At 71.6% G+C, this 9,957-nt stretch carries 5 protein-coding genes; 1 reads left to right on the top strand and 4 read right to left on the bottom strand.

Going from position 1 to position 9,957, the window contains the following annotated elements:
• Positions 1-10 precede the first annotated feature (10 nt).
• The gene (locus EV374_RS11400) at positions 11-1,678 is read left to right on the top strand and encodes a PhpK family radical SAM P-methyltransferase (protein WP_132234374.1); all 1,668 of its coding nucleotides are present in this window, start codon (positions 11-13) and stop codon (positions 1,676-1,678) included.
• Here EV374_RS11400 and EV374_RS11395 read toward each other — a convergent pair.
• The 4 genes from EV374_RS11395 to EV374_RS11380 are packed head-to-tail and all read right to left on the bottom strand — an operon-like array spanning position 1,675 to position 9,685.
• Positions 1,675-3,528: a non-ribosomal peptide synthetase gene (locus EV374_RS11395; protein WP_132234372.1), complete on the bottom strand. Its 1,854-nt coding sequence runs from the start codon at positions 3,526-3,528 to the stop codon at positions 1,675-1,677. The genes EV374_RS11400 and EV374_RS11395 overlap by 4 nt on opposite strands.
• Positions 3,525-5,453, bottom strand: a complete 1,929-nt coding sequence (locus tag EV374_RS11390) for a condensation domain-containing protein (RefSeq protein WP_132234370.1) — start codon at positions 5,451-5,453, stop codon at positions 3,525-3,527. Before EV374_RS11390 ends, EV374_RS11395 begins: the two co-directional genes overlap by 4 nt.
• On the bottom strand, positions 5,450-6,391 hold the full coding sequence (locus EV374_RS11385; protein WP_132234368.1) for a TauD/TfdA family dioxygenase: 942 nt from the start codon (positions 6,389-6,391) through the stop codon (positions 5,450-5,452). Before EV374_RS11385 ends, EV374_RS11390 begins: the two co-directional genes overlap by 4 nt.
• 33 nt (positions 6,392-6,424) lie before the next feature.
• The gene (locus EV374_RS11380; protein ID WP_165947759.1) at positions 6,425-9,685 is read right to left on the bottom strand and encodes a non-ribosomal peptide synthetase; all 3,261 of its coding nucleotides are present in this window, start codon (positions 9,683-9,685) and stop codon (positions 6,425-6,427) included.
• Positions 9,686-9,957: the final 272 nt, after the last annotated feature.

Below are 9,957 nucleotides of genomic sequence, written 5' to 3'. Positions count from 1 at the left end.
GGGACACACGATGCGGCTCGACTGTCTGATCATCGGCTACAACGACACGCCCTTCTCGCGTCACCTGGACCTGGTGGGCCGCAAGGGCGGCCAGGCCATCGAGTATCGGACCGCCCGCCACGACCACGTGCGCTTCGACGGCCAGCGGCTGCCGTACATGGACCTGCTGTCGGAACTGGACCGTCGCCGCTCCGGCGCGGGCGCCGGCCACGTCGGGTACCACATCGGCGAGGTCCCGAACCTCGCCGCCGTGTACCTGACCAGCCACCTGCGCCGGCACGGGTACGAGGCGGACTTCGTCTCGGCGTTCCGCCCGGAGCAGGACCGGCTGGCGGCCCTGCTGACCGAGCGAGACCCCGTGCTCACCGTCATCACCACCACGTTCTACGTCTCGCCGGGACCGGTGATCGAGCTGGTCGAGTTCGTCCGGGAGCGCAACCCGGAGACGATGGTGGTGGTCGGCGGGCCGCTGGTCGCCAACCTGATCGTCGATGCCGATGCGGCCACGCTGCCCTGGGTGCTGGCCGAGATTGGCGCCGACGTGTACGTGCACGACGGGCAGGGCGAGGACACGCTGCGTCGACTGGCCGCTGCCGTCCGTGGTGGACGGTCGCTAGAGGACGTGCCGAACCTGCTGTGGGTGCGTGACGGGGAGACGGTGGTGAGCACCCGCCGGGTGCCGGAGAACAACTCGCTCGACGAGTGCGCCATCGAGTGGGGTCAGTTCGACGGTGGCGACCTGGGACCCGTGCTACAGACCCGGACGGCGCGCAGCTGCGCGTTCAAGTGCGGATTCTGCGACTACCCGATCCGGGCGGGCGCGCTGTCGCTGGCCTCGCTGCGGACGATCGAACGGGAACTCGACGCCATGGCCGAACTGGGCGCGACGGACGTCGTCTTCGTCGACGACACCTTCAACGTGCCGCTTCCGCGCTTCGTCGACATCTGCCAGCTCATGATCCGCAAAGGGTACGGGTTCCGCTGGTACTCGTACTTCCGGTGCGGCAACGTACGGGGCAGCGACATGTTCGACCTGATGGCGCGCAGCGGGTGCGCCGGCGTCTTCCTCGGGATCGAGTCGGGCGACGACACGGTCCTGAAGGCGATGAGCAAGTCGGCCAGCGTCGACCGGTACCGCAACGGCATCGAGCGGCTCAACGAGCGCGGCATCATGTCGTTCGCCTCGTTCATCGCCGGTTTTCCCGGCGAGACGGAGCAGACGGTGCGGAACACGATCGACTTCCTCAACGACGTGGCACCGACGTTCTTCCGGATCGAGCCGTGGTGGTACAACCACCGGGCCCCGATCCACCAGCAGGCGGCGAAGTACGCGCTGACCGGCAGGGACTTCCGCTGGCGGCACGCGACGATGGACTCGGCGGGCGCGTGCGACGCCGTGGATCGCGTCTTCGCCGAGGTGACGGAGTCGTTGTGGATGCCGATGTGGAACTTCGACTTCTGGGCGTTGCCCTACCTGCTCGGCCGAGGGTTCAGCCCGGAGCAGGTCGTTCAGCTGCACCGGCTGGGCCGTGACCTCATGGTCCTCAACGACGGCGAGGACGCCGGGACCCAGGCGCGCCGCCGGGTCGCGGAGCGGGCCCTGACCGACTGGTACGCGGGCGTGGACGCGCGGCCCTCCCGGTTCGGCTCCGCCACCGTGTCGCCGACGCTCCGCTAGGCGGTGTCCAGCGTCTCGCCCAGGCTCCGAGCGACGAGGATGCGGGTGTAGCGCAGCTCGATGCCCATCGCCCGGCACCGGGCGGCCAGCTTCATCGCGGCGATCGAGTCGCCGCCCAGGGCGAGGAAGTCGTCGTCCGCCGACACCTCGCTCAGCCCCAGCACGTCCCGTACGCACCGCAGGAACCGCTCCTCCCGGCTCTCCGCGTGCGGGTCGGACGGCTCGGCCACCGGTCGGGGCGCGGGGGCGACCGCCAGCGCGGCGAGGGCGGCCCGGTCGAGCTTGCGGTTGGCGGAGAGCGGCAGCGCGTCCAGTACGACGAACCGGTGCGGCAGCATGTAGTTCGGCAGCCTCCGGGCCAGGCCGGCGCGCAGGGCGGCCGGATCAAGATGCCCGTCCCGCGCGGGTACGACGAAGGCGACCAGGGCGTCGCCGGGGGAGGCCACCTTCACGACGGCGGCGGCGCGTACCTCGTCGGACGCCCGCAGGCAGGCCTCGACCTCGCCCAACTCCACGCGGTGCCCGCGGATCTTGACCTGGTCGTCGGTCCGTCCCACCACCACGAGCCGCCGCCGGCCGTCCAGGCGCACCAGGTCGCCGGTCCGGTACGCCCGGGTACCGTCCGGCAGCGTGACGAAGTTCCGTTCGGTGAGCGTGGGAAGGTTCAGATATCCGCGGGCCAGGCCGAGCCCGCCGATCAGCAGCTCGCCGGTGTCGTCCGCGGTCGCCTCCGGCTCTCGGGGACGCACCGTGAGCAGGGTGTTGGGGATCGGGCCGCCGACCGGCACGGGATCATGGGCGGCGTAGTCGTCCAGGTGGAACCCGGCGGATTCGTCGAGGCGCAGGAAGCAGCGCCCGATCACCGTCTCGGTCGGTCCGTAGTGGTTGTAGACGACTGATCCGGGAAAGAGGCGGCGCAGGGTCGACACCTGGTGCGCCCGGAGGATCTCGCCGCCCACGACGACGTACCGCGGCCCGGGTGGTGGCGTCCGCCCGCCCGTGGCGGCGTCCAGCAGCTCGGCGTGCGACGGGGTCACCCGGACGAGGTCCAGCCGCGAGTCCTGGAGCAGTCGGGCGAGGGCCTCGTGGTCGGCGTCCGGCGGCGCCAGCGCGAGGCTCCCGCCGGTCACCAACGGCAGGTAGATGTTGGTGGCGGAGAAGTCGAACGCGATCGAGCTGTGCAGCAGACTGTGCACCGGGTTGCCCGGCGAGAACTCGGCCATCAGCCACCGCACGTAGTTCGCCAGCCCTTGGCGCTCCACCATGACGCCCTTCGGTCGCCCGGTGGAGCCCGAGGTGTACATCACGTACGCCAGGTCCCGTGGGCCGGCTCCGGCCCCGAGCCTCGCCCCGTCCCCGTCCCCGTCCTCGTCCCCGTCCCCGTCCCCGTCCTCGTCCCCGTCCAGGGAGACCAGGTCGTACGAGCCGCCGGCCATCGGGCCGTGCCGCCCAGGTCGGGTCAGCACGATCGACGCGGCGGCGTCGTCGACCATGAAGCGCAGGCGGTCGTCGGGCAGCGCCGGGTCGAGGGGCAGGTAGGCGCCGCCGGACTTCAACACGGCCAGCAGGCCGACGATCAGCTCGGGGGACCGATCGGCGTGCAGGCCGACGATCCGTCCCGGGCCGACGCCGAGGTCCCGAAGCCGCCGGGCGAGCCCGTCGGCGCGCCGGTCGAGCTGCCGGTACGTCAGGTGGGTGTCGCCCATGGTCACCGCGGCGGCGTCCGGCGTACCCGCGGCACACCGCTCGATCAGCCCGACCACGTCCGGGATGGCGGCGGCACCTGCCGTCGTCGCGCTGGTCGGCGCGGACCCGGTGCGGGACATCGGCGCCTCGGTCGCCTCGGTCATCTCGACTCGCGCTCCAGGTCGGCCAACATGTCGGCCAGCTCGCCGTCGGTCCCCGCGACGGCAGGCCGCGCGGTCAGTTCGGCCGCGAGCCCGGCGACCGTCGGGTACAGGAAGAAGTCGGCCAGGCTGAGCGGTGCCCCGAGACGCTCCTGGATGAGGGTCACGACGACGGTCGCCAGCAGGGAGTGCCCGCCCAGCACGAAGAAGTTGTCGTGCCGGCCGATGTCGGGGCGGGCGAGTACCTCGCTCCAGATCGCGGCGATCGCGACCTCGGTCGCGTCCGTGGGGCCGGTGCCCGCGACCCGCGTCTCGACCCCCTCGGCGGGGTGGTCGGGCAGGTACGCGGGCACCAGGGTCCCGTCCGGGCGCCGCCGGACCAGCCGCCCGGTGCGGGTCCGCCAGCCTCCGCCGACGACCCACAACTCGCCGGGCATACCCACCGGCGTCGGCAGCCCGTGCACGTCGACGACCTCGCCGTGCAGGTCGTCACCCGCGTCGGGTCCGGCAAGCGCGGCGACGTCGAGCACCTGGTCCAGCGCGGCCCGGGTCACCGGAGCCGGTGGTGCGCCGGCCGTACGGTCACCGCCGGGCGCCAGCTCGCGGACCTTCCGGTCCGGGTCCCGGCCGAGGTCGGCGAGGACGGCCAGCCAGCAGTCGGCGAGCGCCACGACGGACGAGCGCGCGAAGAGATCGGTGTCGTAGTCGATCCGCCCGGCGAGCCGCTCCCGCGTCCGGGTGACCGTGCAGACCAGGTCGTAGGTGGAGTTCTCCCGGTCGACCTCGCGCAACGTGCCGGTGGCACCCGGCAGGGCCAACTCAGGGTCCGCCTCTGTGATCATCTGGAACACGACCTGGAAGATCGGGTGGCGGTCCGACCGGCGTGCCTCGCCCCGCGCCGCCACCACCTGCTCGAACGGGACGTCCTGGTGCTCGTACGCGTCCTGGCAGGTCTCCGAGGTGAGCCGGAGCACCTCGCGGGCGCTCCGCTCGCCGTCCACCCGGATCCGGAGGGCGAGCATGTTGACGAAGGCGCCGATCAGCGACTCGATCTCCGGCCGGTCGCGTCCCGAGGCCGTTCCGCCCACGACGATGTCCTGCTGGCCCGTGCAGCGGTGCAGGAGGATCGCGAATCCGGCGAGCAGCGCCATGAAGACGGTGGCACCCTCCGCGCGGGCGAGTTCCCCCAGACGCGCGGTGACGGCGGTGTCGAGGGAGAAGCGGTAGCTGTCACCGCGGTAAGCGGGCCGGGCCGGTCGGGGACGATCCGTGGGCAGGGCCAGCTCCGTCGCGTCCCGCAACTGCTCCCGCCAGTAGGCGCTGCCGCGTTCCCAACGGCCGGCCCGCATCAGCCGGTTCTGCCAGGTGGCGTAGTCGGCGTACTGCAGCCGTGGTTCGGGCAGGAGCGCCGGCTCTCCGGTCCGATCGGCACGGTAGAGCGCCGCCAGCTCGGTGAAGAAGATGTCGACCGACCAGGCGTCGGCGATGATGTGGTGGAACGACGTCAGCAGTACGTACCGGCGCGGACCGGTGTGCAGCAGGGTGAGGCGCAGCAGCGGGGCGCGCGCGAGGTCGAACACGCGTACCGCCTCCTGGTCGGTCAGCGCCTGCACCAGTCCCGCCGGCGACGGCGCGGCGTCCCCCGACAGGACGTCACGGACGTCGACGACGCGCAGCCGCGGCTCCCGCTCGGTGATCAGCTGACGCAGGCTGCCGTCGACGACGGCGAAACAGGTCCGCAGGCTCTCGTGCCGGCGCACGGTCCGCCGCAGTGCCCGATCGAGTGCCGCGACGTCCAGCTCACCGTGCAGATCGAGGGCCCGGGTGATGTTCTGCACCGCGCCGTCCGGCACCAGTTGGTCGAGGAAGTGGATGCGACGCTGCGCCGAGGAGGCCTCGCTCGAGACGACCGGACCGGCCCCGCTCATGACGCCGCTCCGACCGTCGGCACCGGTTCGGCCATGGCGACGGCGATCCGGCGCGGGCCCCGGAACGGCTCACGCGCGTGGGAGGTCAGCATGTTGTCGATCACGAGCACGTCGTCGCGCTCGTAGTCGAATCGGGTGCCGGCCGCGCGGTAGCAGTCGCGGACGTGGCCGATGACGTCGTCGGGGATCGCGCCTCCGTCGCCGAAGTAGCTGTTGCTGGGCAGTCCGTCCTCCCCGAACATCTCCAGCAGCCCGGAGCGGACGTCGGGCCCGAGGGTGGTGACGTGGAAGATGGCGGCGTGGTTGAACCACACCCGCTCCCCGGTCTGCGGGTGCCGGTGCACGGCATCGCGGACCGAGGTCGTGCGCAGCCATTGTGGGCCGCGCCACTGCGCCTCGATGCCGTGCTCGGCGCAGTAGCGGTCGACCTGGTCACGGTCGGTGGTGTTGAACACCTCCTGCCAGGGGAGGCCCACGTCGGGAGTGAAATTGCGCCGGACCATCCACCGGCGCCTGGCGAACTCCTCCAGCACCGTCGGGTCGAGCTCCCGCAGCACGCCGCGGGTGTCGGCCAGCGGGGTGGCGCCCCGCTCCAGGGGCGGCTGTACGCAGTGGAAGTACAGCGTCATCGGCCAGGAACTCTGGTAGGAGTTCTCGTTGTGGAAGAAGATCTCCTCGGTGGGTGGGTAGTCGGTGGAGGTGTAGATCCTCCCCTTGATCGTCGACCGGGGTGAGGAACGCTCCGTGTAGGGCAGCGGATCACCGGACAGCGCCCGCACCGCCGCCTCGAGACCGTCGACTCCGCCGACGTCGAAGGCGCGGAGCAGGACCGCGCCGTTGGTGCGTAACCTGTGCCGGATCTCGGGGCGGTCGGCCGCGATCCGGTCGGTGAGCCTCTCCGCGGGGCGGTCACTGCGGATGACGTACGGAAGGTCCACGGCCTCTCCTTCAGCGCCGGTCGGCGAGCGGGATCACGGCGTTCCGTCAGCGGGGTGACGGACGACTTCACGGGCCACCGGAACGATCTCGTCCAGCCGGGCGAGGTCCCGGTCGGGGCGCTCGTCCTCGGCGTCGATCCTCGCGGCGACCTGCGCGATCGTCGGTTGGCGGAAGAACTGCCGGAGGCCGTACTCGATGCCCCACTCGGCCCGCACGCGCGCCACGAGCTGCATGGCCAGCAGGGAGTCGCCGCCGGCGACGAAGAAGTCGTCGTGCACACCGGTCCGCCGCCCGCGGAGCACCCGCGTCCACAGCCGAGCCAGCCGCCGCTCGGTCTCGGTACGCGGCGGCGTCCCGGTGCCCGGCAGGGGGATCTCCCGGCCGGGGCGACCCGCCAGGGCGCGGCGGTCCGTCTTACCGGTCGCCGTGGTCGGTAGCGCGGGCAGCAGCACCAGACGATCGGGAAGCATGTAGTGGGGAAGTGTCGCGCGCAGCGCGGCATGCCAGTCCCGCGTCTCGGCGGTCTCGGCGGCGGCGACGAAGGCATGCACCCGCCGGTCGGTGGGATCGCTGTCGTTTACGACCGCCACCGCGTCCCGGACGCCCGGCAGGCGCCGCAGGGCCGCCTCGATCTCGCCCAGCTCGACCCGGTACGCGCGGATCTTGACCTGCTGGTCGGCCCGGCCGAGATACTCGATCCGCAACCCCTGCGGCGTCCGGCGGAAACGCGCCCGGTCGCCGGTCCGGTACATCCGGGCGCCGGGCAGCGGACTGAACGGGTCGGGCAGGAAGACCGACGCCGTCCGGCCGGGATCGCCCAGGTATCCGCGAGCCACCGTGGGGCCGCCGACGAAGATCGTGCCGGGCATTCCCGGCGGCACCGGCCGCAGCGCCGGGTCCAGGAGATGGACCGTCATTCCGGGCAGCGGTTCGCCGATGAGCACGGACGTGTCTTCCGGCCAGTCGGGCGGGCAGACGAAGTAGGTGCTGTCCACGGTTGCCTCGGTGAGCCCGTAGCAGTTGACCACCTCAGTGTCCGGCCCGCCGAGCCGCCGGAGGCGGGCCAGCTCGTCCGCGGGTACGGTGTCGGACCCCACGATGACGAGCCGGAGCCCGCCGAGGCCCTGGCCGCTGCGCTCAAGGTGCCCGGACAACGCCCGCAGGACGGTCGGTACGAAGTCCGCGACATCCACCCGTTCGTCCCGGATCAGGGCGAGCAGCCGGTCGGGCGAGAGCAGGAACTCGCGGGGGCAGACCACCAGCTTCGCCCCGGACGTGAGGGACCGGACGAGTTCCCCGAGGAAGCCGTCGAAGCAGAAGTTCGCCATCTGCAGGTGCGACCGGATCCGCCCCCGGAGCCCGAACGCGTGTTCCCACGCCAGGCAGGTGCCCAGCAGGCCACCGTGGGTCGCCATGACACCCTTCGGCTGTCCGGTCGACCCCGAGGTGTAGATGACGTAGCTCAGCTGCCCGGCGGCCGTGGTGCGCGGCGGCCGATCGGTCGGCAGGTGGCCGAACGCCGTGTGGTCCGGGTCGACGGTCAGCACGTGCCGCCGGTCGTCGGCGAGGTCGCCGGCGAGCTGCTCCTGGGTGAGCAGGACGGTCACGCCCGCGTCGGCCAGGATCGCCTCCCGCCGGGCGGCCGGCATGTCGGTGTCGACCGGCACGTACGCTCCGCCGGCCTTCCAGACCGCCAGCACGGCGACGATCGTCTCGACCGAACGCTCCATCAGGATGCCCACCCGCGTCTCGGGTGCCACCCCGAGCTCGCGCAGGCGGTGCGCGAGTTGGTTCGCCCGCCGGTCCAGTTGCTCGTAGCCGAGCCGTACGCTTCCGCAGACGACCGCCTCGGCGTACGTGTCGGCGTCGGCGATCCGCTCGAAGAGATCCAGCACCGACGTCGCCGCCGGCGCGACGACGGGCGCCCCGGTCGACGCGGCGGCGACCACGGACCGTTCCGCCGGGGTGAGCACGTCGAGGTCCTCGATGTCCGCGTCCGGCCGCTCGCACATGCCGACGAGCACGCTCTGCCAGTGCCCTGCCAGACGGTCGATCGTGGCCCGGTCGTAGCTGCTGGCCCGGTACCGGGCGACGAGCTCCAGGGCGCCGTCGTCCTCCACCACGTCGAGGGTCAGGTCGAGCTTGGCCAGACCGAGCTCGACCTCCCTCAGTGAGGCCCGCAGTCCGGCGAAGGAGTGCCGCTCGCCGGCGCCGGCGACGTACTGGAACAGGATCTGGAAGAACGGGCTGTTCTCCAGATCCCGCCCGCCGCCCAGCGCGGCGACCACGGAGTCGAAGGGGACGTCCTGGTTGTCGTACGCGGCGAGGCAGGTGCCGCGTACCCGGAGCAGGGCCTGTCGTACGGTCGGCGCGCCGGACAGATCGGTGCGCAGCGCCAGGGTGTTCAGCAGCGGCCCGACCATGTCCTGGACGTCCGGATCGTCGCGCATCGCGATCGGCGTGCCCACCGTGATGTCGCCGCGTTGCAGGTAACGCGACACGGTGATCTTCAAGCCGGTCAGCAGCACCATGAACAGCGTGACCCGCTCGGCGCGGGCGAGGGCCCGCAGCCGCCCGGCGAGGTCGTCGGCGATGGCGTACCGGGCGTGTCCGGCGGCGTGCCCGGCATCGGTCCTCGCCCCGCGGTCCGGTGGCACGCGGGAATCGCCGGGGATGCCGTCCAGTCGACCGCGCCAGTAATCTAGCTGACGGTCATGTCCGGCGCTGTCCCGCCATTTCTCCTGTCTCGCCACGACGTCCGAGAACTGCGGCCGAGAATGTGTCGGACGGAATTCGCCATTCTCCGCGAGGGTGGCGTACAGATCGCGGAAATCGCGGAACACCACCTGCGCCGACCAGCCGTCGGAGACGATGTGGTGCACGCCGAACAGCACGATGTGCCGGTCGGTTTCCGTGCGGATGACCGCCGCCCGGAACAGCGGGCCACGCTGAATGTCGAATCTGCGATGCGCGAGTCGGTCGACCAGGCCGCCGGCGGTCGTACCGCGTGCCGGGTCCGGAAGCGCGGAAAGGTCGATGAACGGTATCGCCGCCGGTTGGTCACCCGTCGACGTGTCGATGGCCGGCTGGCCGTCCTCGTCCCGGAATCGGGAACGCAGGATGCGGTGCCGGCGGACGACCCCCTGCAGCGCCCGGACCGCTAGCGCGGGGTCGAGCGGGCCCGACAGGTCAATCGCCGAATAGCTGTTGTAGACGGGGACGCCGGGCGTGATCTGGTCCAGGAACCAGAAGCGCCGCTGGCTGGCGGAGACCACCTCCGGCCGCGACGGCACCTCCGTTCCTTCGTCCGAACGCTGCATCAATCGGCCTCGCGAGTCCTGATCGCCAACAATTCATGAGGTGGACGTTAATTGGCTGCGGCCACTCGGACGCCGCTATCGGTCGTGCCGCCGCCGAAATCGCGGTGCACGATCGTGAAGACCGACCCAGTACAACAAGGCCCGCCGAGTTTCGTCAAGCGCCTGCCACGGCACCCTTGCCAAGATCTGAAAGCCGCCATCAGGCATTGGCGCTAATCGACCATTGGCGGGGTCGGCATCGGCTG

The sequence above is a fragment of the Micromonospora sp. CNZ303 genome (assembly GCF_004345505.1).
Note: the sequence above shows the minus strand (reverse complement) of the source record. Positions and strands in the feature narration are given on the sequence as shown.